The sequence below is a fragment of the Brevundimonas fluminis genome (assembly GCF_003934285.1).
Classification (GTDB): domain Bacteria; phylum Pseudomonadota; class Alphaproteobacteria; order Caulobacterales; family Caulobacteraceae; genus Brevundimonas; species Brevundimonas fluminis.
In genome coordinates, this window is sequence record NZ_RQWJ01000005.1 from 1 (window position 1) to 23,602 (window position 23,602).

The 23,602-nt window shown below is 69.6% G+C and carries 20 protein-coding genes; 8 read left to right on the forward strand and 12 right to left on the reverse strand.

Going from position 1 to position 23,602, the window contains the following annotated elements; all coding sequences use genetic code 11:
- From EFJ44_RS12125 to EFJ44_RS12145, 5 genes are all read right to left on the reverse strand, one after another.
- Positions 1-93 (reverse strand): GTP-binding protein (locus EFJ44_RS12125; RefSeq protein WP_132095103.1); only part of this gene is annotated, 93 nt, incomplete at its 3' end.
- Between the two features lie 55 nt (positions 94-148).
- Complete coding sequence (gene fusA, locus EFJ44_RS12130; RefSeq protein WP_125257491.1) at positions 149-2,230, reverse strand: elongation factor G; 2,082 nt, start codon at positions 2,228-2,230, stop codon at positions 149-151.
- Positions 2,231-2,365: 135 nt separating this feature from the next.
- Positions 2,366-2,839 (reverse strand): 30S ribosomal protein S7, encoded by a 474-nt coding sequence (rpsG, locus tag EFJ44_RS12135; RefSeq protein ID WP_125257492.1) that lies wholly within the window; start codon positions 2,837-2,839, stop codon positions 2,366-2,368.
- 39 nt (positions 2,840-2,878) lie between these two features.
- Entirely contained in the window at positions 2,879-3,250 is a 372-nt protein-coding gene (rpsL, locus tag EFJ44_RS12140; protein WP_125257493.1) for a 30S ribosomal protein S12, read from the reverse strand.
- Between the two features lie 251 nt (positions 3,251-3,501).
- Complete coding sequence (locus EFJ44_RS12145; RefSeq protein WP_125257494.1) at positions 3,502-3,828, reverse strand: hypothetical protein; 327 nt, start codon at positions 3,826-3,828, stop codon at positions 3,502-3,504.
- 87 nt (positions 3,829-3,915) lie between these two features.
- Here EFJ44_RS12145 and EFJ44_RS12150 point away from each other — a divergent pair, with 87 nt between their 5' ends.
- The 4 genes from EFJ44_RS12150 to EFJ44_RS12165 all read left to right on the forward strand — a co-directional run bounded on the left by EFJ44_RS12150 (position 3,916) and on the right by EFJ44_RS12165 (position 8,298).
- Entirely contained in the window at positions 3,916-5,499 is a 1,584-nt protein-coding gene (locus tag EFJ44_RS12150; RefSeq protein WP_125257495.1) for an efflux RND transporter periplasmic adaptor subunit, read from the forward strand.
- Positions 5,496-6,176 carry an ABC transporter ATP-binding protein gene (locus tag EFJ44_RS12155; RefSeq protein ID WP_125257496.1) on the forward strand — a complete coding sequence of 227 codons (681 nt, stop codon included), beginning with the start codon at positions 5,496-5,498 and terminating at the stop codon, positions 6,174-6,176. Before EFJ44_RS12150 ends, EFJ44_RS12155 begins: the two co-directional genes overlap by 4 nt.
- A complete protein-coding gene (locus EFJ44_RS12160) occupies positions 6,166-7,464 on the forward strand; it encodes an ABC transporter permease (RefSeq protein WP_206426916.1) in 1,299 nt (432 codons plus the stop codon). Before EFJ44_RS12155 ends, EFJ44_RS12160 begins: the two co-directional genes overlap by 11 nt.
- 69 nt (positions 7,465-7,533) lie before the next feature.
- The gene (locus EFJ44_RS12165) at positions 7,534-8,298 is read left to right on the forward strand and encodes a hypothetical protein (protein ID WP_125257497.1); all 765 of its coding nucleotides are present in this window, start codon (positions 7,534-7,536) and stop codon (positions 8,296-8,298) included.
- Between the two features lie 60 nt (positions 8,299-8,358).
- On the opposite strand, the gene rpoC is transcribed toward EFJ44_RS12165, so the two are convergent.
- Positions 8,359-12,555, reverse strand: coding sequence for a DNA-directed RNA polymerase subunit beta' (gene rpoC, locus EFJ44_RS12170; RefSeq protein ID WP_125257498.1), 4,197 nt, complete (start codon positions 12,553-12,555; stop codon positions 8,359-8,361).
- A 103-nt stretch (positions 12,556-12,658) separates the two neighbouring features.
- Positions 12,659-16,774, reverse strand: coding sequence for a DNA-directed RNA polymerase subunit beta (rpoB, locus tag EFJ44_RS12175; RefSeq protein WP_125257499.1), 4,116 nt, complete (start codon positions 16,772-16,774; stop codon positions 12,659-12,661).
- Positions 16,775-17,142: 368 nt separating this feature from the next.
- Here rpoB and EFJ44_RS12180 point away from each other — a divergent pair, with 368 nt between their 5' ends.
- The 3 genes from EFJ44_RS12180 to EFJ44_RS12190 are packed head-to-tail and all read left to right on the forward strand — an operon-like array spanning position 17,143 to position 19,228.
- Positions 17,143-17,508 (forward strand): YciI family protein, encoded by a 366-nt coding sequence (locus EFJ44_RS12180; protein WP_125257500.1) that lies wholly within the window; start codon positions 17,143-17,145, stop codon positions 17,506-17,508.
- Entirely contained in the window at positions 17,505-18,731 is a 1,227-nt protein-coding gene (locus EFJ44_RS12185) for an RNA polymerase sigma factor (RefSeq protein WP_125257501.1), read from the forward strand. Before EFJ44_RS12180 ends, EFJ44_RS12185 begins: the two co-directional genes overlap by 4 nt.
- A complete protein-coding gene (locus EFJ44_RS12190; RefSeq protein WP_125257502.1) occupies positions 18,728-19,228 on the forward strand; it encodes an FKBP-type peptidyl-prolyl cis-trans isomerase in 501 nt (166 codons plus the stop codon). The genes EFJ44_RS12185 and EFJ44_RS12190 overlap by 4 nt, the downstream gene beginning before the upstream one ends.
- On the opposite strand, the gene EFJ44_RS12195 is transcribed toward EFJ44_RS12190, so the two are convergent.
- Genes EFJ44_RS12195 through EFJ44_RS12205 form a run of 3 tightly spaced genes read right to left on the reverse strand, consistent with a single transcriptional unit; the run spans position 19,225 to position 21,128 of the window.
- The gene (locus tag EFJ44_RS12195; protein WP_125257503.1) at positions 19,225-19,644 is read right to left on the reverse strand and encodes a J domain-containing protein; all 420 of its coding nucleotides are present in this window, start codon (positions 19,642-19,644) and stop codon (positions 19,225-19,227) included. The genes EFJ44_RS12190 and EFJ44_RS12195 overlap by 4 nt on opposite strands.
- Before the next feature lie 7 nt (positions 19,645-19,651).
- Positions 19,652-20,473 (reverse strand): division plane positioning ATPase MipZ, encoded by an 822-nt coding sequence (locus EFJ44_RS12200; protein WP_125257504.1) that lies wholly within the window; start codon positions 20,471-20,473, stop codon positions 19,652-19,654.
- Positions 20,474-20,531: 58 nt separating this feature from the next.
- Entirely contained in the window at positions 20,532-21,128 is a 597-nt protein-coding gene (locus tag EFJ44_RS12205; protein WP_125257505.1) for an SPOR domain-containing protein, read from the reverse strand.
- A gap of 74 nt (positions 21,129-21,202) precedes the next feature.
- On the opposite strand from EFJ44_RS12205, the gene panC reads away from it, so the two are divergent.
- Positions 21,203-22,066 carry a pantoate--beta-alanine ligase gene (panC, locus tag EFJ44_RS12210; RefSeq protein WP_125257506.1) on the forward strand — a complete coding sequence of 288 codons (864 nt, stop codon included), beginning with the start codon at positions 21,203-21,205 and terminating at the stop codon, positions 22,064-22,066.
- Here the strand turns inward: panC and EFJ44_RS12215 are convergent.
- Together EFJ44_RS12215 and EFJ44_RS12220 are read right to left on the reverse strand one after the other, a co-directional pair.
- Entirely contained in the window at positions 22,063-22,803 is a 741-nt protein-coding gene (locus EFJ44_RS12215) for a chorismate mutase (RefSeq protein WP_241209798.1), read from the reverse strand. The genes panC and EFJ44_RS12215 overlap by 4 nt on opposite strands.
- A 213-nt stretch (positions 22,804-23,016) precedes the next feature.
- Positions 23,017-23,601, reverse strand: a complete 585-nt coding sequence (locus tag EFJ44_RS12220) for a prephenate dehydratase domain-containing protein (protein ID WP_125257507.1) — start codon at positions 23,599-23,601, stop codon at positions 23,017-23,019.
- Position 23,602 lies beyond the last annotated feature (1 nt).

A 23,602-nucleotide genomic window follows, 5' to 3' on the forward strand; every position in this document is an offset into this window, starting at 1 on the left:
CGCCGCCGTCAGCGTCGTCTTGCCGTGATCCACGTGACCGATCGTGCCGATGTTGCAGTGCGGCTTCGTGCGTTCGAACTTTTCCTTGGCCATTCTCTTAGCTCCTCAGTCCCCGAACCGGGGTTCCTGTCTGGTTGGGGGTGTGGGTTTAGGCGGAGTGCTTCTTGATCACTTCGTCGGCGACGTGTTGCGGCACCGGGTCGTAGTGGTCGTACTGCATGGTGAACTGGGCGCGGCCCTGCGACATCCCGCGAAGGGTGTTCACGTAGCCGAACATGTTGGCCAGCGGCACGAAGGCGTTCACGACGGTGGCGTTGCCGCGCATGTCCTGACCCTGGATCATGCCGCGACGGCCGTTCAGGTCGCCGATGACCGAGCCCAGATACTCTTCCGGGGTCACCACCTCGACGGCCATGATCGGCTCGAGCAGCTTCGGCGCGCCCTGGGTGCGCAGTTCCTTGAAGGCGGCGCGCGAGGCGATCTCGAAGGCCAGCACCGAGGAGTCGACGTCGTGGAAGGCGCCGTCGATCAGGGTCGCCTTGAAGTCGATCAGCGGGAAGCCGGCCAGCAGGCCGTTGTCCTTGGCCGACTCCAGACCCTTCTGCACGCCCGGGATGTATTCCTTGGGCACCGCGCCGCCGACGATGGCGGACTCGAAGACGAAGCCCGAGCCCGGCTCGCCCGGCTCGAACACCAGCTTGACGCGGGCGAACTGGCCCGTGCCGCCGGTCTGCTTCTTGTGGGTGTAGTCGATCTCGGCCTTGCGGCCCAGGCTCTCGCGATACGCCACCTGCGGCGCGCCGATGTTGGCCTCGACCTTGTAGGTGCGCTTCAGGATGTCGATCTTGATGTCCAGGTGCAGCTCGCCCATGCCCTTCAGGATCGTCTGGCCCGACTCATGGTCGGTCGAGACGGTGAAGGACGGGTCCTCCGAGGCCAGCTTGGCCAGGGCGACGCCCAGCTTCTCCTGGTCGGCCTTGGACTTGGGCTCCACGGCGATCTCGATCACGGGGGCCGGGAACTCCATGCGCTCCAGGATGACCGGCGACTTGACCGGGTCGCACAGGGTGTCGCCCGTGCGGGTGTCCTTCAGGCCGGCCAGGGCGACGATGTCGCCGGCATAGGCTTCCTTGATGTCCTCGCGGTTGTTCGAGTGCATCAGCAGCATGCGGCCGACGCGCTCCTTGCGGTCGCGGGTCGAGTTCAGCAGGCCCATGCCCGTTTCCATCTTGCCCGAGTACAGGCGGCAGAAGGTCAGCGAGCCGACGAAGGGGTCGTCCATGATCTTGAAGGCCAGGACCGACAGGGGCTCGTCGTCCGACGCCCTGCGGGTGACGGGCTCCTCGGTCTTGTAGTCGATGCCCTGGGTCGCCGGGATGTCGATCGGCGACGGCAGGTAGTCGACGACGGCGTCCAGCAGGGTCTGCACGCCCTTGTTCTTGAAGGCCGAGCCGCACAGGATCGGATAGAAGGCGCCGGTCAGCACCGCCTTGCGGATGCACTTCTTGATCGTCTCTTCCGACGGCTCCAGGCCGTCCAGGTAGGCTTCCATCGCCTCGTCGTCGAGCTCGACGGCGTTGTCGATCAGGTACTGGCGGGCGGCGGCGGCCTTCTCGACCATGTCGGCCGGGATCGGCACGTCCTTGTAGGAGGCGCCCAGGCCGTCGTTGTCCCAGACCACGCCGGTCATGCGGACCAGGTCGACCAGACCCGACAGGTTGGACTCCGAACCGATCGGCAGCTGGATCGGCACGGCCTTGGCGCCCAGACGGTCGCGGATGGACTCGACCGACTTGTCGAAGTCGGCGCCGATCTTGTCCATTTTGTTGACGAAGACGATGCGCGGCACGCGGTACTTGTCGGCCTGGCGCCAGACGGTCTCGGTCTGGGGTTCCACGCCGGCGTTCCCGTCCAGCACGGTCACGGCGCCGTCCAGCACACGCAGCGAGCGCTCGACCTCGATCGTGAAGTCCACGTGGCCGGGGGTGTCGATGATGTTCAGGCGCTTCTCGCGCCAGAAGGCGGTCGTCGCGGCCGAGGTGATGGTGATGCCGCGTTCCTGCTCCTGGTCCATCCAGTCCATGGTGGCGGCGCCGTCGTGGACTTCGCCGATCTTGTGGGACTTGCCGGTGTAATACAGGATCCGCTCGGTCGTCGTCGTCTTGCCCGCGTCGATGTGGGCCATGATGCCGAAGTTGCGGTAGTCTTCGATTTTATGCGTGCGGGGCATTGGGGAGCGTGCCTTGCGGTCGATGCGGACCGGCGGAGTGCGCGGCCCTTGGAATGGGGTCTGGTCGGAGCGCGGGCGGTCTAGCCCAATCCCGCGGGGCCCGCCAGTGCGGCGAGCCCCGGCGGGCGGAAGCCCTTACCAGCGGTAGTGCGAGAAGGCCCGGTTGGCTTCGGCCATCTTGTGGGTGTCTTCCCGCTTCTTGACGGCGGTGCCGCGGTTGTTGGCGGCGTCCAGAAGCTCGGCGGCCAGCTTTTCCGTCATGGTGTTCTCGCCGCGCTTGCGGGCGGCGTTGACCAGCCAGCGGATGGCCAGGGCGCGACGACGGTCCGGACGGACCTCGACCGGCACCTGATAGGTGGCGCCGCCGACGCGACGCGAGCGGACCTCGACCGACGGGGCGACGTTGTCCAGCGCCGAGTGGAAGGTGGCGACCGGCTCCTGGTCCTTCTTCTTCTCGGCCAGGATGTCGAAGGCGCCGTAGACGATGTTCTCGGCGACGGCCTTCTTGCCCTCGTACATGACGTAATTCATGAACTTGGTGACGATCAGGTCGCCGAACTTGGGATCCGGCAGGACTTCACGCTTCTGGGCGCGGTGACGACGGGACATGGATCAATCCTCTTGAATCTGTAGGGCGCGCAGGGCGGATTACTTCGGACGCTTGGCGCCGTAGTGCGAACGGCGCTGCTTGCGGTCCTTGACGCCTTGCGTGTCCAGCACGCCGCGCAGGATGTGGTAGCGGACGCCCGGAAGGTCCTTCACGCGGCCGCCGCGGATCAGGACCACCGAGTGTTCCTGCAGGTTGTGGCCTTCGCCGGGGATGTAGCACACGGCCTCGATGCCCGAGGTCAGGCGCACCTTGGCGACCTTACGCAGAGCCGAGTTCGGCTTCTTCGGGGTCGTGGTGTAGACGCGGGTGCAGACGCCGCGGCGCTGCGGGCAGCCCTTCAGGGCCGGCACCTTGTTGCGGGCGACTTTCGGCTGGCGGGGCTTGCGCATCAGCTGGTTGATCGTGGGCATTCGAACTCGTCTCTCTTCTTCAATCGATGGAGGCGTGTGCCTTTCGGCCGGAGCGCCTCGACGCCTTCTTTTCGGACGGACCTGACGGACCGCCCCCGGGTGATTTCGAGCCGTCACGACAAACGCAAAAGCCGGAACGCGCGCTGAGGACGTTCCGGCGGGCACAGCCCGTAGAGTGAATTGTCACGATCGGAGCGGACGCGGACGCCCTCTCGAAGGTGGGCGGCTTCTACGCGCGCGGGGCCGCCGGGTCAAGGGCGGGGGCCGGAAGCCTGTGGAGGTCCGGCGGGCGCGAAGCGGATGGTGAATTCGACCCGGGTTTCAGGGGTCCAGATCTCGTTGCCGCCTTCGACGTTCAGGTCGTGGCGCCCTTCCGCCCCGTGTTTGGCGTGAAGGCCATAGCCGAATCCGGCGGGCTCCTCGCGCACCACACGGCAGTCCCGGGCGATGCCCTGGGGCGTGGCCCCGCAGTTGAGGACGACGATGGCGCGCGCCGGGCCGAGCTCGGTCTCCATGGTCGGCGCGCAACCGGCCAGGATCGCCGCGACGCCGAATGTCGGGAGAAGCCTGTTCGGCATGGGGTTGCTCCTGCGACGGAAAGCGCTCCTTCAAGCGTTAGCACATGACCGGGCTCGCGCCCTCCAGCCAGTGAAGATCCGTCGCCCATGACCGCCACGCCGCTCGCCGCCCCCAAGACGACGAAGCCCCGGTTCCGCCGGCCGCGGCGCGGTCTGCTGTTCGGGATCGGCGCCGTGCTGCTGGCGGCGCTGGGGATCTGGTTCTTCTTCCTGCGCGGGGACGGAAACGCCGAGCCCTATCGCACCGAGGCCGTGAGGCGCGGAGAGATCACGCGGTCGGTGTCGGCGTCCGGGACGCTGGAGGCGCTGGTCACCGTCGAGGTCGGCTCCCAGATCTCCGGCCAGGTGACGCAGGTCATGGTCGACTACAACGACCGCGTCCGGCGTGGTCAGGTCATGGCCGTTCTGGATCCCCAGAACCAGCGCAGCGCCGTGGAGCAGTCGCAGGCCCAGATCGCCTCGGCCCAGGCCGGCGTCGCGCAGGCCCAGGCGCAGGTCGCCCTGGCCCAGGCCGAGTACGACCGGCAGAAGTATCTGTTCGACCGCCAGATCATCGCCCAGGCGGCGCTGGACACGGCGGAGGCGTCGCTGCGCACCGCCCGCGCCAACGTCGCCAGCGCGCAGGCGCAGGTGCGGCAGGCGCAGGCGTCGCTGCGCTCCAACCAGGCCACCCTGGGCCGGACCACCATCACCGCCCCCATCGACGGCATCGTCATCGACCGCCAGATCGAGCCCGGCCAGACCGTGGCTTCGGGCCTGAACGTCGCCGTGCTCTTCACCCTGGCGCAGGATCTTGGCCGGGTGCAGGCGCTGGTGAACGTCGACGAGGCCGACATCGGACAGGTGCGCGTCGGCCAGCCGGTGCGGTTCACGGTCGACGCCTTCGCCGACGACAACTTCACGGGCGAGGTCACCCAGATCCGTGTCCTGCCGACGACGGAGTCCAACGTCGTGGCCTATACGGTCGTGGTCGAGGCAGACAATCCCGGCGAACGGCTGCTGCCCGGAATGACGGCGAACGCCGAGATCGTTCTGGAGGAGAAGCGCGGCGTGCTGCGCGTGCCCAACTCGGCCCTGCGGTTCACGCCGGCGGACGTCGAGACGCCGCAGCAGGGGGGCCGCGGCGGTGGGAACTCGCCGTTCGGCCCGGGCGCCGGCGGCGGACAGCAGCGTCGGGCGGGCGGCGCGCCCGGCCGCGGCAACATGGCGGCGGCCGTCATCGAGGAGCTGGGCCTCGACGCCGCGCAGAGAGCCCGGGTGCAGCCGATCCTCGACCGCGCCCAGCAGGAGGCGCGGGCGGCGCGGGGTGCGGGCGGCGGCCAGCAGGGCGGCCAGCGGCGACGCGGCATGAACCCGGCGGCGGCCGCCGCCTTCAACAAGGCCTTCGACGAGATCAAGCCCCTGCTGCGGCCGGACCAGCAGGTGAAGCTGGAGGCCCTGCGCGGCCGGTTCGCCGGCGGCGGCGGACGCGGCACGGTCTGGGTCCTGCGCGGCGGCAAGCCCGTGCAGGTCTCCATCCGGACCGGCGCCACCGACGGCAGCTACACCGAGGTTCTGGGCGGCGAGCTGAAGGAAGGCGATCAGGTCATCACCGGCGGCGGTCCGCGCCGCACCGACGAACGCGCCCAGCAGCAGGCCCGGCGCATGACGGGCGGCGGGTTCGGCGGATGATCGAGATCGACCGCCTGACCAAGACCTACGTGATGGGCGACGAAGTCATCTCGGCCCTCGCCGGCGTCTCGCTGCGCATCGATCGCGGCGAGCACGTCGCCATCGTGGGCCCGTCCGGGTCGGGGAAGTCGACGCTGATGAACGTGCTGGGCGGGCTCGATCGCCCGACCAGCGGCCTGTACCGCTTCGAGTCCGAACCCGTGGAGGACTTCGACGACGACCAGCTGGCCGGCTTTCGCAACCGGCGCATCGGCTTCGTCTTCCAGTCGTTCCAGCTGCTGCCTCGCCTGACGGCGGCGCAGAACGTCGAGCTGCCGATGATCTATGCCGGAGTGGACCCGGCCGTGCGGCGCGAACGGGCGGTCGAGCTGCTGACGCGCGTCGGGCTGGAGCACCGGCTGAACAACAGGCCGACGCAGATGTCCGGAGGGCAGCAGCAGCGCGTGGCCATCGCCCGCGCCCTGGCCAATGCGCCTGACCTGCTGCTGGCCGACGAGCCGACCGGCGCGCTGGACACGGCCACGGGTCAGGAGGTGCTGGCCCTGTTCGACGAGCTGAACGCCCAGGGACTGACGCTGTGCATCGTCACCCACGACCAGGAAGTGGCGGCGCGCGCCCGTCGCCGCATCGCCTTCCGCGACGGGCACGTCGTGCAGGATGACCGCAATGCTGGATAAGACCTCGACCAAGGGCCAGACCCTGCACTTCTCCACCGGCGGCATGAGTTCGCTGGAACTGGTGCGTTTCGCCGTCGGAGCCATCATGGCCCATCCGATGCGGTCGGCCCTGACGTCGCTGGGCGTGGTCATCGGCGTCGCGGCGGTGATCATGATGACCTCCATCGGCGTGGGGGCCCAGCAGCGGGTCGAGCAGGCCCTGTCGAGCCTGGGCACGAACATGCTGGTGGTGAGGCCCGGCGCGCCCCGGAGCGGGGGCGGCGGCGGCTTCGTGCGCGGCGCGGGCGGATCAGGAGCCAGCCTGACCGTCGACGACGCCGAGGCGATGCGCACCCTCGACGGCGTGGCCGCGATCTCGCCGGCCATCAACGGCGGCGCCCAGCTGGTCTACGAGGGCGCCAACTGGTCCAGCCGGATCGAGGGGGTGACGCCCGACTATCTGGTCGCTCGCGATCTCGAGATCGCCTCCGGCCAGATGTTCGACGAGGCGGCGGCCGAGAGCGGGCGCAAGGTCGCGGTGCTGGGCCAGACCGTGGTCACCGAGCTGTTCGGCGAGGGGGTCGACCCGGTGGGACAGCGCATTCGCGTGGGGCCCATCCCGTTCCAGGTGATCGGCGTGCTGGCCCCCAAGGGTCAGTCGGGCTTCCAGGACCAGGACGACATCGTCGTCATCCCGCTGGACGCCGCGCGCAGCCGCGTGATCGGCCGCGGTCCGGGCGCGCGCGGGAACAGCGTGAACCAGGTGTACGTGAAGGCGGTCGACGAGGACGCCCTGTTCCAGCTTGAGCAGGACGTGGCCGAACTTCTGCGGCAGCGGCACAGGATCCAGCCGGGCCAGGACGACGACTTCAACGTCCAGAACCTGACCTCCGTGCAGGAGGCGGCCCAGAGCTCGACCCAGACGTTCACGATCCTGCTGGCGGCGGTGGCCGGCGTGTCGCTGATCGTCGGCGGGGTCGGCATCATGAACATCATGCTGGTCTCGGTGACCGAGCGGACGCGCGAAATCGGCCTGCGCATGGCCATCGGGGCCCGGCGCTCGGACGTCCTCACCCAGTTCGCGCTGGAATCCGTGGCCCTGTCGCTGCTGGGCGGGCTGATCGGGCTGACCATCGGCGTGGGGGGCGCCTTGCTGATGTCGACGCTGGGGGATTGGCCGTCGGTGATCCCGGCGTGGGCGGCGCCGCTGGCCATCGGCTTCTCAAGCTTCGTCGGCGTGGTCTTCGGGGCCTACCCGGCGTGGCGCGCGGCGCAGCTGGATCCGATCGAGGCGCTGCGGCGGGAATAGCCGCGAAGGGGCCGCATCTTCGCCATGCTTGACCGATGTCCTCGCCCCATCGGGGTCGAGCGGGGGCGGATGGCGACGGGCAAGACAGGGACGCGGTGGCGGACGCCGGCGATCCTCATCGGATCGGCCGCCGCGCATGCCGTGGTCCTGGGCGTTCTGGGCCTTCGCGCCGTGCAGATGGACGCCTGGACCGGGCCGGAGCGTCCGGTCGTCCTCATCCAGATCGAACCCCGCCCGCTGCTGCGCGGCGAACGCCCGCGCGAACCCGTCCTCGCCGCGCCGCAGGAGACCGAAACCGCCGCCGAGCGGCGCGCGTCGACGGAGTCTGCCTCCAGCCCGGTCCGGCGCGAGGACGAGGAAGACGTGCCCGGCGCTCCCGTCCCGCGCACGCCGGCGGCCGGGGCACCCGGCCCTTCTGCGGCGGAGCAGGGCATCGACGACGCCTGGCGAGTTCCCGGCGCGCCGACGGGCCGCCAGGTCGGCCGCAGCCTGCGCGGGAGCATGATCGGCTGCGACGTGATGAACGGCCGTCTGTCCGCCGGCGAACAGGCGCAGTGCGACGAGTCCTTCAACCGCGCGGCGGGCGCCGCCCCGCCGATAGGCGGCAGCGGCGACGCCGGGCGCGACGCCCGTTTCGCGGCCCAGGGGGCGCGCGAGATCGAAGCCTATGAAGGGCGTCGGCGTCCGTTGGCGGGTGGAACCGGTCTGGGCGAGCACGGCGACTGTCCCGGCTCCAACTTCGGCACGGGCTGCCCGGGCCGGCATCTGGATCGGGGCTGGCGGCGCGACAACAACGACGTGATGACCGGGGCTCAAGGCGGCAAGGCGCGCTGAGACGACGAAAAAGGGCGGCCCCGAAGGACCGCCCCGTTCCGTTAGTCGTCACGCGGGGGCTCAGCCCTCGGTCGTCTCCAGCTCCGCGGCCAGATCGGCCGGCAGGGCCTCGACCGCCGCTTCGCGGGCGTCGGTCAGGGCCGCGTCGCGCTCGTTGGCGACGCGCTGCAGGCTGCGCAGATAGGCGCCCGTGCCCGCCGGGATCAGGCGGCCCACGATGACGTTCTCCTTCAGCCCTTCGAGGGTGTCGATCTTGCCGTTGACCGAGGCGTCGGTGAGGACGCGGGTGGTCTCCTGGAACGACGCCGCCGAAATGAAGCTGCGGGTCTGCAGCGACGCCTTGGTGATGCCCAGCAGGACCGGCTGCGTGGTGGCCGGACGGCCGCCGCGCTTCTCGACCTTCTGGTTCTCCAGAACGGCCTCGGCGACCTCGACGGTGTCGCCCTTGATCAGGGTGGTCTCACCCGGATCCAGGACCTCGACCTTCTGCAGCATCTGGCGGACGATCACCTCGATGTGCTTGTCGTTGATCGGCACGCCCTGCAGTCGATAGACCTCCTGCACCTCGTTGACGAGGTACTCGGCGAGGGCCTCGACGCCCTGGATGCGCAGCAGATCGTGCGGATCCGGGTTGCCGTCGATGATGTAGTCGCCCTTCTGGATCAGGTCGCCGTCCTGCACCGAGATGTGCTTGCCCTTGGGGATCAGGAACTCGACCGCTTCGCCCTGGATGCCGTCGGCGCTGACTTCCGGAGTGATCTTGATGCGGCGCTTGTTCTTGTAGTCACGACCGAATTCGACGCGACCGTCCATCTCGGCGATGACCGCGCAGTCCTTGGGACGACGCGCCTCGAACAGCTCGGCCACCCGCGGCAGACCGCCGGTGATGTCGCGGGTCTTGGCGCCTTCGGTCGGGACGCGGGCGATGATCTCGCCCGGCTTGACCTGGTCCCCGTTGGACACCGACAGGACCGCGCCGACCGGCAGCAGGTACCGGGCGTCGCCGCCCGAAGCCAGCTTGGCGTAGGCGTCGCCGGTGGTGACGCCCATGGCCGGACGCAGGTCCGAGCCGCGCGGGCTGGCGCGCCAGTCCGAGACGACGCGGTTGGCGATGCCGGTGGCCTCGTCGGTCTCCTCGCGGACCGACAGGCCCTCGACCAGATCCTCGAAGCGGATCGTGCCGCCGACCTCGGTCAGGATCGGGGTGGTGTAGGGATCCCACTCCGCCAGGCGCTGACCCTTGCCGACTTCGGCCCCGTCCTTGACCCGGATGCGGGCGCCGTACGGGATCTTGTGGCTTTCGCGATCCTTGCCGTCGACCACGATGGTGACGACGACGTTGCGGCTCATGGCCACCAGGTCGCCGTGCGCCGCCTTCACGGTCGGGCCCGTGACCTTGGCCGTGCCGGCGTTGGTCGCCTCGAAGAACGAGGTCTCCGCGACCTGGGCCGTGCCGCCGATGTGGAAGGTCCGCATCGTCAGCTGGGTGCCCGGCTCGCCGATCGACTGGGCGGCGATGACGCCCACGGCCTCACCGATGTTCACGTTGGTGCCGCGCGCCAGGTCACGGCCGTAGCACATGCCGCAGATGCCGGCGTCCGCCTCGCAGGTCAGGGCCGAGCGGACCTTGACCGACTGCACGCCCGCCTGTTCGAGGACCTCGATCTCCTCTTCCTGCAGATAGGTGTCGGCGGGGAACAGGACGGTGTCGGAGCCCGGCTCCTTGATGTCCTCGGCCGCGTAACGGCCCAAGACGCGCTGGCCCAGCGAGACGAGCACGTCGCCGCCCTCGACCACCGCGCGCAGGGTGATGCCGCGGGTCGAGCCGCAGTCTTCCTCGGTGACGATGGAATCCTGCGCCACGTCGACCAGACGACGGGTCAGGTAGCCCGAGTTGGCGGTCTTCAGCGCGGTGTCGGCCAGACCCTTGCGGGCGCCGTGGGTGGAGTTGAAGTACTCCAGCACGGTCAGGCCTTCCTTGAAGTTCGACACGATCGGCGTCTCGATGATCTCGCCCGAGGGCTTGGCCATCAGGCCGCGCATGCCGCCCAGCTGCTTCATCTGCGCCTGCGAACCGCGGGCGCCGGAGTGGGCCATCATGTAGACCGAGTTGACGTCCGGCCGCTCGCCCTCATGCAGGACGCGCGGCTGGGCGATCTCGCCCATCATGGCGTCGGCGATGCGGTCGGTGGCCTTGGCCCAGGCGTCGACGACCTTGTTGTACTTCTCGCCCTTGGTGATCAGGCCGTCGGCGTACTGCTGCTCGTACTCCTCGACCTGGGCGCGGGTCTCGCTGACCAGCTCCACCTTCTTGGCCGGGATGACGATGTCGTCCTTGCCGAACGAGATGCCGGCCTTGGCGGCCTCGCGGAAGCCCAGGCCCATCATCTGGTCGGCGAAGATGACCGTCGCCTTCTGACCGCAGTGGCGATAGACCTGATCGATCAGGTTGCCGATCTCCTTCTTGGTCAGGTTCTTTTCGAGCAGCCGGTAGCCGATGTTGACGTTGCGCGGCAGCAGGTTGGCCAGCTTCATGCGGCCCGGCGTCGTGTCGATCACCTTGGTGACCAGCTCGCCCGACGCGTCCATCTCGGTCCAGCGTGCCTTGATGCGGCTGTGCAGGGTGACCACGCCGGCGTCCAGGGCCGCGTCGATCTCGCCGATGTTGGCGAACAGCTTGCCCTCGCCGGGCTCACCGTCCTTGACCAGCGACAGGTAGTACAGACCCAGGACGATGTCCTGCGACGGCACGATGATCGGCTTGCCGTTGGCGGGCGACAGGATGTTGTTGGTCGACATCATCAGCACGCGCGCTTCCAGCTGGGCCTCGAGGCTCAGCGGGACGTGCACGGCCATCTGGTCGCCGTCGAAGTCGGCGTTGAACGCGGCGCAGACCAGCGGGTGCAGCTGGATGGCCTTGCCTTCGATCAGCTTGGGCTCGAACGCCTGGATGCCCAGACGGTGCAGGGTCGGCGCGCGGTTCAGCAGGACCGGGTGCTCGCGGATGACCTCTTCCAGGATGTCCCAGACCTGCGGCTGCTCGCGCTCGACCATCCGCTTGGACTGCTTGACGGTGCCCGACAGGCCCTTGGCGTCCAGACGCGCGTAGATGAAAGGCTTGAACAGCTCCAGCGCCATCTTCTTGGGCAGGCCGCACTCGTGCAGCTTCAGCTCCGGGCCGACCACGATGACCGAACGGCCCGAGTAGTCGACGCGCTTGCCCAGCAGGTTCTGGCGGAAGCGCCCCTGCTTGCCCTTCAGCATGTCGGCCAGGGACTTCAGCGGACGCTTGTTGGCGCCCGTGATCACGCGGCCGCGGCGGCCGTTGTCGAACAGGGCGTCGACGGATTCCTGCAGCATCCGCTTCTCGTTGCGGATGATGATGTCCGGCGCCCGCAGCTCCATCAGGCGCTTCAGACGGTTGTTGCGGTTGATGACCCGGCGATACAGGTCGTTCAGGTCGGACGTGGCGAAGCGGCCGCCGTCCAGCGGCACCAGCGGGCGCAGCTCCGGCGGGATGACCGGGACGATGGTCAGGACCATCCACTCCGGCTTGTTGCCGCTCTCAAGGAAGGCCTCGATCAGCTTCAGGCGCTTGGACGCCTTCTTGGCCTTCATTTCCGACGGGTTGTCGGCCAGTTCGGCGCGGTGCTTCTCGGCCTCGGCGTGCAGGTCGATGCCCATCAGCAGGTTGCGCACGGCCTCGGCGCCGATCTCGGCGGTGAAGCCGTCGTCGCCGAACTCCTCCTGGTAGCGGTAGAACTCGTCTTCCGTCAGCAGCTGGTTCTGCTTCAGAGGGGTCAGGCCCGGCTCGGTGACGATGTAGTTCTCGAAGTAGAGCACGCGCTCAACGTCCTTCAGCGCCATGTCCAGCATCAGCGAGATGCGCGACGGCAGCGACTTCAGGAACCAGATGTGGGCGACGGGCGAGGCCAGCTCGATATGGCCCATGCGCTCGCGGCGGACGCGGGCCAGGGTGACCTCGACGCCGCACTTCTCGCAGATGATGCCCTTGTACTTCATCCGCTTGTACTTGCCGCACAGGCACTCATAGTCCTTGGTCGGACCAAAGATGCGGGCGCAGAACAGGCCGTCACGCTCGGGCTTGAACGTGCGGTAGTTGATGGTCTCCGGCTTCTTGATCTCGCCGAACGACCACGAGCGGATCTTTTCCGGCGAGGCCAGAGCGATCTTGATCTGGTCGAAGGTCGGAGCGACCGGGACCGGGTTGAAGATGTTCAGGACGTCCTGGTTCATCTTGGTTCCTTGCTGCGGGATGACCCGCGAAAATCGATGAGGAGTGGGGTTCAGGGAGCGGACCGCCCTCCCCCGCCGTGCGGGAGAGGGCTCAGGTTCCGGATCAGCTGTTCTCCAGCTCCACGTTCAGACCCAGGGAGCGCATTTCCTTGATGAGCACGTTGAAGCTCTCGGGAATGCCCGCCTCGAAGCTGTCGTCCCCGCGGACGATCGCCTCATAGACCTTGGTGCGGCCGGCCACGTCGTCCGACTTCACCGTCAGCATCTCCTGCAGGGTGTAGGCGGCGCCGTAGGCCTCCAGCGCCCACACCTCCATCTCGCCGAAGCGCTGGCCGCCGAACTGCGCCTTGCCGCCCAGCGGCTGCTGGGTGACCAGCGAGTACGGGCCGATCGAGCGGGCGTGGATCTTGTCATCCACCAGGTGGTGCAGCTTCAGCATGTAGATGTAGCCGACGGTCACCGGACGCTTGAAGCGCTCGCCCGTCTGGCCGTCGTACAGGATCGACTGACCCGACTTGTCCAGACCGGCTTCACCCAGCAGGCGCTCGATGTCGTTGATGTGCGCGCCGTCGAACACCGGGGTGGCGAACGGGACGCCTTTCGACAGGTTGCGGGCCAGTTCGACCAGCTCGGCCTCGTCGTCCGGCAGGGGCGTGTCCTTGCCGTAGATGTCGGTCAGGCGTTCGATCAGGGCCTTCTTCTGTCCGCCGTTCTGCCAGTCCTCCAGCAGGCCGGCGATCTGCTTGCCCAGACCGGCCGCGGCCCAGCCCAGGTGCGTCTCGAAGATCTGGCCGATGTTCATGCGCGAGGGCACGCCCAACGGGTTCAGCACGAGGTCGACCGAGGTGCCGTCCTCAAGGTACGGCATGTCCTCGATCGGCAGGATCTTGGAGATGACGCCCTTGTTGCCGTGACGGCCGGCCATCTTGTCGCCCGGCTGAAGCTTGCGCTTCACGGCCACGAAGACCTTGACCATCTTCATGACCCCCGGGGGCAGTTCGTCGCCCCGCTGCAGCTTCTCGACCTTGTCCTCGAAGCGACGGTCCAGAGCCTTCCGCGCGTCCTCGAACTGGCGCTTCATGGCCTCAAGCTCGCCCATGGCCTTCTCGTCGTCGAGGGCGATCTGCCACCACAGGCCGCGCGAAAGCTCGCCCAGCTTCTCCTCGGTGACGGTCCCGCGACCCAGACCCTTCGGCCCCGAGGTGGCGTTCTTGCCGACCAGCAGCGGCTTCAGGCGGCCGTAGACGTTGCGCTCCAGGATCGCCAGCTCGTCGTCGCGGTCCTTGCCAAGGCGCTCGATTTCCGAGCGCTCGATGGCGACCGCGCGCTCGTCCTTGTCGACGCCGTGACGGTTGAACACGCGCACGTCCACGATCGTGCCGGCCACGCCCGGCGGAAGACGCAGCGAGGTGTCGCGCACGTCCGAGGCCTTTTCGCCGAAGATGGCTCGAAGCAGCTTCTCTTCCGGGGTCATCGGGCTTTCGCCCTTCGGCGTCACCTTGCCGACCAGGATGTCGCCGGGCTGGACCTCGGCGCCGATCGCCACGATGCCGGCCTCGTCGAGGTTGCGCAGGGCTTCCTCGCCGACGTTCGGGATGTCGCGGGTGATCTCTTCCGGTCCCAGCTTGGTGTCGCGGGCCATGACCTCGAATTCCTCGATGTGGATCGAGGTGAAGACGTCGTCGCGCACGATGCGCTCGGAGATCAGGATCGAGTCTTCGAAGTTGTAGCCGTTCCACGGCATGAAGGCGACCAGGGCGTTGCGGCCCAGCGCCAGTTCGCCGAGGTCGGTCGACGGGCCGTCGGCGATGACGTCGCCGGCCTTGACCACGTCGCCCACGCGCACGATCGGGCGCTGGTTGATGCAGGTCGACTGGTTCGAACGCTGGAACTTCGACAGGCGGTAGATGTCGACGCCCGAGCGGGCGGCGTCCACGTCGCCGGTGGCGCGCACGACGATGCGGGTGCCGTCGATCTGCTCGACGACGCCGTCACGACGGGCCACGACCACGGCGCCGGAGTCCACGGCCACGACCGCCTCCATGCCGGTGCCGACCAGGGGCGCGTCCGACTGGACCAGCGGCACGGCCTGACGCTGCATGTTGGCGCCCATCAGCGCGCGGTTGGCGTCGTCGTTCTCGAGGAACGGGATCAGGGCGGCGGCGACAGAAACGACCTGCTTCGGCGACACGTCCATCATGTCGACCGTGTCCTTGGTCAGCAGCTGGGATTCGCCGTTGACCCGGCCGGGGACCAGATCGTCGACGATCTCGCCGCCCTTGAGCTCGATGTTGGCCTGGGCGATGACGTGCTTCGCCTCCTCCATCGCCGAGATGTAGACGACCTCGTCCGTGGCCTTGCCGTCCTTCACGCGACGGTACGGGCTCTCGATGAATCCGTACTTGTTGACCCGGGCGTGGGTCGCCAGCGAGTTGATCAGGCCGATGTTCGGGCCTTCCGGCGTTTCGATCGGACAGATGCGGCCGTAGTGGGTCGGGTGCACGTCGCGCACCTCGAAGCCGGCGCGTTCGCGCGTCAGACCGCCCGGGCCAAGCGCCGACAGGCGGCGCTTGTGGGTGATCTCGGACAGCGGGTTGGTCTGGTCCATGAACTGAGACAGCTGCGAGCTGCCGAAGAACTCACGCACCGCCGCCGCGGCCGGCTTGGCGTTGATCAGGTCGTGCGGCATGACCGTGTCGATGTCGACCGAGCTCATGCGCTCCTTGATCGCGCGCTCCATGCGCAGCAGGCCGACGCGGTACTGGTTTTCCAGCAGCTCGCCGACCGAGCGGACGCGACGGTTGCCCAGGTTGTCGATGTCGTCGATCTCGCCGACGCCGTCCTTCAGGCCGACCAGGATCTGCAGGACTTTCAGCACGTCTTCCTTGCGCAGGACGCGGATGTCGTCGCCGACCTCCGGCGTCTCCAGACGCATGTTCATCTTGACCCGGCCGACGGCCGACAGATCGTAGCGCTCGCTGTCGAAGAACAGCGACTGGAACATGGCCTCGGCGGCCTCCGGCGTCGGCGGTTCGCCCGGACGCATGACGCGATAGACGTCGAACAGCGCGTCCTCGCGGCCGGTGTTCTTGTCGATGCGCAGGGTGTTGCGCATGTAGGCGCCGACCGTGACGTGGTCGATGTCCAGCACGTCGATGGTGGTGAAGCCGTGCGACTCCAGCAGCTCGATGGTCGGACCGTCCAGCTCGTCGCCGGCCTCGGCGTAGATCTCGCCGGTTTCCATGTTGACCGCGTCGGCGGCCAGATACTTGGTCAGCAGGGCGTCGGCGGCCAGCGACAGCGACTTCGTCGTGTCGCCCAGCTTCTTGGCCTGACGGGCGCTGATCTTCGTGCCGGCCGGGGCGATCACTTCACCCGTGTCGGCGTCGACCAGATCGAACTCCGGCTTCACCCCGCGCCAGCGCTCGGCCTTGTACGGCGTGACCCAGCCCTCGCCGCGCTTCTCATAAGGCACGGTTTCGTAGAAGGTCTTCAGGATCTCCTCGCCGTCCATGCCCAGGGCCATCAGGAAGGTCGAGGCCGGCAGCTTCCGGCGGCGGTCGATGCGGACGTAGACGATGTCCTTGGCGTCGAACTCGAAGTCCAGCCAGGACCCGCGGTAGGGGATGACGCGAGCGGCGAACAGCAGCTTGCCCGAGCTGTGCGTCTTGCCCTTGTCGTGGTCGAAGAAGACGCCCGGCGAGCGGTGCATCTGCGAGACGATGACCCGCTCCGTCCCGTTGACGATGAAGGTGCCCTTGTCCGTCATGAGCGGGATGTCGCCCATGTAGACGTCCTGCTCCTTGATGTCCTTGACCGAGCGCGCGCCGGTCTCCTCGTCGGCCTCGAACACGATCAGGCGCAGCTTGACCTTCAGCGGCGCGGCATAGGTCATGTCGCGCTGGATGCACTCCTCGACGTCGTACTTGGGCTCCTCGAACTCGTAGGAGACGTATTCCAGGACGGCGCGCTCGTTGAAGTCCTTGATCGGGAACACCGACTTGAAGACCGCCTCGATGCCCTCGTCCGTGCGCTGGCCCGGACGGCCGTCGCGCTGCAGGAACTGCTCGTAGGAGGCGCGCTGAACCTCGATCAGGTTCGGCATCTGCACCGCCTCGGGGATCTTCCCGAACGAGTGGCGGATGCGCTTCTTGCCGGTGAACGACGTGGCGGAGGCGATCTGGGCGGCGAGCGCGAGACCGTCGATGGACTTGGCCATTCTGTTTTCCCAATCGGCCCCGGGCAGGGCCTTTTCAATGCGGCGGCCCCGGCCCGCCGAACGGCGACCCGGGACTTCGGTGTTTCGGCGTCCACCCTCGGTCCGTTCGGGACCTGGACGCCTGAAATGTCGGGCTCCCTTGGGGAGGAGCGCGCCTTCGCACCGGTCTGAGGGCGACGAACCGGGCCTCGGCGCTTTCGCGCGGACTCGTGGAGGAGTGCGGGAAGGCGCTGATATACTCGCTTTTCGGACGAAATGAAGGCCCTGCGAAAAAAAGTGGCGCGGCCTGTCGAAACGGCGGTCTGTGGCGCGTCTCTCGGATGTCGTTCAGGATCGGACAGGCCGGTCCGCGATGGGGAGTTGAGACCATGCAGTACGCGCTATTGATTCACGAGAACGAGGCCGAATCCTATCCCGCCGGCGAGGCCGATCAGGCGTGGCTGGACATCCTGTCGGCGCACACGGCCTTCGGCGGGCAGATGGCCCGCGCCGGGGTCATGCGCGGCGGGGCCGGGCTGAAGTCGGTCGCCACCGCCACCACCGTCCGCGTCACGCCGGAAGGCCGAACCGTGCACGACGGCCCGTTCGCCGAGACCCGCGAGCAACTGGGCGGCCTCTACATGATCGAAGTCGACGATCTGGACGCCGCCATCGAGTGGGCGAGGAAGTTGCCGATCGCCCGCAACGGCTCGATCGAGATCCGGCCCATGTTGCCGGCGCCCGAGGGCCTTTGAGCGCACTCGACCGGGCCTTTCGGGAGGCGGGCGGCCGGGTCGTGTCGGCCCTGGCCGCCGGCTTCCGCGACCTTGATCTGGCCGAGGAGGCGTTTGCCGAGGCCTGTGCCCGGGCGGCTTCGACATGGGGCGACCGTCCGCCCCTCGACCCGGCCGCCTGGCTGTACTCCGTCGCGCGGCGGGTGGCGCTCGACCGCCTCCGGCACAAGGCGACCGCCGGCGCCCATCGCCCCGATGAGCCCGAGCCCGAGCCGACGCCCGAGGACCACATCATGCGGATGGACCCGCCAATTCCTGACGAGCGGCTGCGGCTGATCTTCGTCTGCTGCCACCCGGCGATCGCACCGGACGCGCGGGCGGCGCTGACGCTGAAGACCGTCTGCGGCCTGACCACGGCCGAGCTCGCGCAGGCCTATCTCCTGCCCGAGCCGACGCTGGCCCAGCGTCTGGTTCGGGCCAAGCGCAAGATCGCGGAGGCCGGCGTGCCGTTCGAGGTGCCGGGCCCGGAGCGTTGGGGAGAGCGGCTGGACGCCGTCCTGTCCACGCTGGAAGTCGCCTATGCCCAGGCCCACGCGGACGCGGCGCTGGCCGGGCCGCATGCCGGGTTTGGCCGGGAGATGCTGTCGCTGGCGGCCCTGCTGGCGCGGCTGACGCCGGACGAACCCGAGGTGCTGGCGCTGGCCGCCTCCCTGCATCTGACCGAGGCCCGGCGCGGAGCCCGGCTGGACGCCGAGGGGGCCATGGTCCCCTTGAGCGAGCAGGATGTGCGGGACTGGGACGCGGCGCTGTGCGACGCGGGGGAGCGGCTTCTGGCGAGGTCCGCGGCTCTCTCACGCGGCGCCCGCCACGCGCCGGGGCCAAGGGCGATCCAGTCCGCCATTCATGCGGCGCATGCGTCCCGACGGCGATCCGGCGTTACGCCCTGGCCCGACGTGCTGGCGCTCTACGACGCCCTGCTGGTCGTCCGGAACGACCCGGTCGTCCGCGCGAACCGTGCCGTCGCCCTGGCCCAAGCGTTCTGCCCCGCCGCCGCCTTGGCCGAGATCGATGGGCTCGGGGCCGTCGGCTGGCTGCCGTGGCACGCGGCACGCGCCGACATGCTCGCCCGGCTGGGTCGGCATGCGGAAGCGGTCGCGGAGTATGACGCGGCTCTGGCCCTGTCGCCGAAGCCCGCCGAAGCCCTGTTCCTGAAGCGGCGGCGCGCTGCTAGCGTGGCCGCATGATCCGTGCCCTTGCTCCTTTCGCCGCCGCCCTGACCCTCGCCGCCTGCGCCACCGCGCCCGTGCCGGCCGCTCCCCTGCCCGCGCCGACCCAGGCCGAATGGGAGGCCAATCAGGCCGAATGGCTGGCGTTCAACGCGAAGCAGCCGGGATGGAACGTGACCGAGAGCGGCCTGCAGTGGCGGCGCGTGGGCCGGGCCAACCCGTCGGGCGACCAGCCCCGGCCCGAGGACACGGTGAAGGTCCATTACCGCGGCGTGTTCACCGGCGGGCAGGAGTTCGACAGTTCCTACGCCCGCAACGAGCCGACCGAGTTTCCGCTGAATCGCGTCATCAAGGGCTGGACCGAGGGCGTCGGCATGATGCGGGAGGGAGAGACGTTCGAGTTTCTGATCCCCGGGTCGCTGGCCTACGGCGATCGCTGGGTCGGCGGTGAAATCCCTCCGAACTCGGCACTCCGGTTCACCGTGGAGCTTCTGGAAGTGAAGCGCGCCGACTAGCGCTTCAACAGATGGTCGCGCGCGGCGTTCAGTCGGGCGGCCAGACCTTCCGTGCCGCCTTGGTCCGGATGGGCTCGCGCCATCAGTCGGCGCCAGGCGGCGTTGATCTGGTCCGGCGTCGCGCCCGCCGGCACCCCCAGAAGCGAACGCGCTTCGGCGTCGTCCATGCCCACCCGGCGCCCCGGCAGCTCCCGCCTGCGCGAGGCGAAGGTCAGCCACAGGCCTCCGACCGCCAACGCCGAGGCCGTGATCCACGATCCGCGGGCGCCGGCCACAGCCGCGCCGCCCAGCATGGCCGCCGCCAGCAGGGTCGCCGCCACCCGCCACTGCCCCCGGCCCGCGCGCTCCGTCTGGCGGCCAAGCCTGACTAGAGCCCACAACGCGATCGCCGCCAGCAGGAGGACGATCAGGGTCATCGGCGGCTCAGGCCGCCTCGTCCGGCACGGTCTCCGCGCCCAGATCCAGCGCCAGCATCAGGCTGCGCAGTTCCTGCCGCGCCGCCACGTGGGCCAGCGACACGGCGACGGGGCGCACCTCCGGCGAAAGGTCCGCCACCGTCAGGCCGAACGGGAAGAGCTCCCGGTAGATGACCCGGTCGCGCAGGCCCGGCCCGACCCGGAATCCGACCCGGCGCGCGAGGGCGGCGATGCGCTCGTCAAGGCGCTGGCGGTTGCGGGCGGCGGCCACGGCCAACCTGTTGGACAGCACGATCCAGTCGATCGGTCGCCCCCCCGCGACGGCGCGGCGCTTGCGCGCCTCCCAGACGGTTTCGGCGTACATCGACGGCCGCTTCACCTCCAGCGTCACGGGATCGACCGTGCCCAGCATGTCGAAGTCGACGAAGCTGTCGTTCATCGGCGTGACGATCTGATCGGCCGCGGCGTGGGCCGCGCGAGTGATGGGCGTGTCGCCGCCGGGCGTGTCGATGCAGACGAACTCGCCCTGACGCCGCGCTTCCTCCAGCGCCTGTTCGAAGGTCGCCAGCTGGGTCGTCTCGTCGGCCCTGGCCAGGGCGACGCCGTCGCCCATATCGGGCGCGGAGGGCAGCGGCAGGGTCACGCCGTTCGCCTGCGCCCACGCGGCGCGGTTCTCGAAGAAGCGGCCGAGAGAGCGCTGGCGCAGGTCGAGATCCAGGACCGCCACCCGCTTGCCGGCGTCCAGCAGGGCGCAGGCGACGTGGATGGCGAGGGTGGACTTGCCCGCCCCACCCTTCTCATTGCCGAAGACGATCACATGGGCGGACATGCCGCGAACCCCCGAACGCGTGACTGGTCGCGGGGAGTGGCCGGAATTGAGGGCGACTTCAAGCCCCGCGAGCGCACCAGGGGCCGTCGACGCGCGCGGCGGCGCAGACGGCCGCCGCGGCGTCGGCGGGCGCGGCGACCTTCAGGCGCACCAGATCACGACCGTCGACCGTGACCGGCTCGAAGCGGGGGCTCAGCCCGGACAGGGCGTCGTGGGCGCTGAACTTCGACCAGGCGGCCTCGGCGCCCTCACGGCTGGAGAACGCGCCCAGCTGGATCAGGCGCGTGCCGCGCGACCGGGCCGGCATGACGGCGGGGCGCAGTCCGGCGGCCTGGCGCTTGACCTCCTCGACCGCGGCCCCGGCCACCACCGGGGCGGCGGCCTTGACCATCGCCGGCGCCAGACCGTCGCGGGCGTCCCAGAGGTCGTGCGGGTCCATGACCTGCACCGTCAGGGGCCGGGCGCGGCGAAGTCCGATGTCGGCGGCGGTCCGTGGGGCCTCGCGGCCCGGCCGCTCCATCGACACGGGGACGTCGGACACCATGCGGGCCAGATTTTCGAAGCGCGCGGGATCGGCCTCGACCACGCCGCAGGCCGACAGCGTCGTTGCGGCGGCGGCGACCAGCACTGGACGGAACAGGATGCGCAGGACCATAAGCCGACTCTAAACGCCGGTCTTTGAAGCCCGGTTCACGAACAGGCTTAAGCGTCGGAGTTAACGCGGAAACCATGATCGTTTCGGATGCGCCCCTGCCCCTCGTGGGCTCGATCGCCGAGCTGCGCGCGACGATCGGCGGCTGGAGGGCGCAGGGCCGCACCGTCGCCTTCGTGCCGACCATGGGCGCCCTGCACGAAGGGCACCTCGACCTGGTGCGCGAGGCCGGACGACGCGCCGATCAGGTGGTGGCCAGCGTCTTCGTCAATCCGACCCAGTTCGCCGCGCACGAGGATCTGGGGCGCTACCCGAGGCAGGAGGCGGAGGACGCCCGGCTGCTGGCCGGCGCGGGGTGTCATCTGATGTACGCGCCGACCGTCGCGGAGATGTACCCCGACGGCGCCACGACGACGGTTTCGGTGGGCGGCCCGGCCGAGGATCTGGAGGGCGCCTTCCGGCCGCGGATGTTCGGCGGGGTCGCCCTGGTGGTCGCCAAGCTGTTCAACCAGGTCCGGCCCGACGTCGCGGTCTTCGGCGAGAAGGACTGGCAGCAGCTGGCCGTGATCCGCCGCATGGTGCGCGACCTGGATTTCCCGGTGGAGATCGTCGGCGTGGCGACGGCGCGGGACGGCCACGGCCTGGCCCTGTCCAGCCGCAACGCCTACCTCGACGACGGCCAGCTGGCCGTGGCGCGCGGGCTGAACGGCGTGCTGGCCGAGGCGGCGGCGAAGGCGCGCGCCGCCGCGCCGCTCGCCGCGGTCGAGCGCGAGGCGCACGCGGCCTTGCTGCGGTTCGGATTCGACCGCGTCGACTACGTCGCCGTCCGGCAGGCGGAGACGCTGGCGGCGTTCCGCTCCGGCGTCGTCGAAGGCCCGGCGCGGGTGCTGGCCGCCGCCTGGATCGGCACGACGCGGCTGATCGACAACCTCCCGGTCTAGTCCAGCGTGCCCACCAGACCGTCGATGCGCTCCATCGGCACGGCGGCGTCGACCAGCGACAGGGTCCAGCCGCGGTGGGTGGCCAGGCCCCAGCGGCCGGCGCCCGGGCCGAAATCGGCGCCGCCGCTGGAGACGGTGACGCGCCGACCCGGCGCCAGCGAGGCCGGGTCGATGCGGCCGACGGCGAGCGCGCGGGGCGCCGAACGGCCGCAGCCGTCGAAGACGCGCAGATCCGACCAGTCCGAGCGCAGGCCGAGCCACCAGGGGTGGTCGGCCTGGAGCGCCAGCACGGCCACGCCCTTCCCTTCCGCGGCGAAGGCAAGGGCGGCTTCCGCGTCGGGACTTTCGATCAGGGTCGCCGCCTGGCCGAAGCGGCGGCGGGCGGCGTCGACGGCGCGGCCGGAGCCGTCGGGCGCCCAGACACGGACCTGGGTCTCGGTCTGACGGGCGAGGCCCCAGCCGACGATTTCCCGCCACAGGCCTTCGACCGCGCGGACCTGATCGGGACGGGCGCCGGCGGTCATGCGGGCGAGGACGGCGGCCTCGCGGTCGGGGCGGAGCGGCAGGTGCGCGCCGGACGGGGCGTCCTTGGCGCGGCCGACCCGGTCGGCGAGGGCCAGGCGGCGCTGGAAGAGGGCCAGCATCTGATCGTCCAGCAGGTCGATCTCGTGGCGCAGGGCGCCGAGGGTCATCTCGTCGGCGGACTGCGGGCGGGGGGATGCGAGGGAAAGGGTCACGGTTTCGGCTTTCGATGAGGAGGGAGGGCACCTCGCCGCTTCGTCAGAAGCGGTCGCCGGCGAGACGTGCGGGTCAGACCCGCGCCTCAGCCGGCGCGTCGAAAGCCGTAGGCGTAGAAGGTCGCGGCCGCGGCGAAGGCGCGGGCGACGGCAGGCTTGGCGATGGCGGAAACGCCGACCATGCGGGAATGAGGCCCGGTCTTCAGGCCCGCGTCAAGCCGGCTCGCGGCACAGAAGCACGAAGCGGGTGCGGTTTTCGGCCATTTCCTGCATGTCGTTGCGCAGAATCTTCAGCCCGTAGATCTCGGCGGCGGGCGGCGGCGCGAGGGCGGCGCGACTGCGGTCCCCGGCGTCGGCCACCGCGCGGGCCGCGCCCGCGGTGTCGAAGGCCTCGACCTGGGTCAGTTTCAGGGCCGCGATCTGCGGCTGGCACTGGGCCAGGGCGACCGGGTGGCTCTCGACCGTCTTGACGTCCGAAAGGCGCGCGCCGTCGACGGCCATCAGGGCCAGCCGGATCGGCCGCCACACTTCGGTGATCCGGTGCAGGCCCGAGGCCTCGACCAGGGTGGCGGCGGGCTCGACCCGCCCGACGATGGCGTTTTCGACAGGGATCAGCGCGCAGTCGCAGTCGCCGGAGCCCACGGCGTCCAGCGCCTGCTGGAAGGTCTCGAAGCCCACGGCCTGGTCCCACGGCCGCAGGGCGGCGCAGGCCTCGTGGCTGAAGGCGCCGGGCGCGCCCTGGAAGGCCACGCGCCCGGGACGGTCCGCCCCGCCGCCGATCGAGCCGCGGCCGACCATG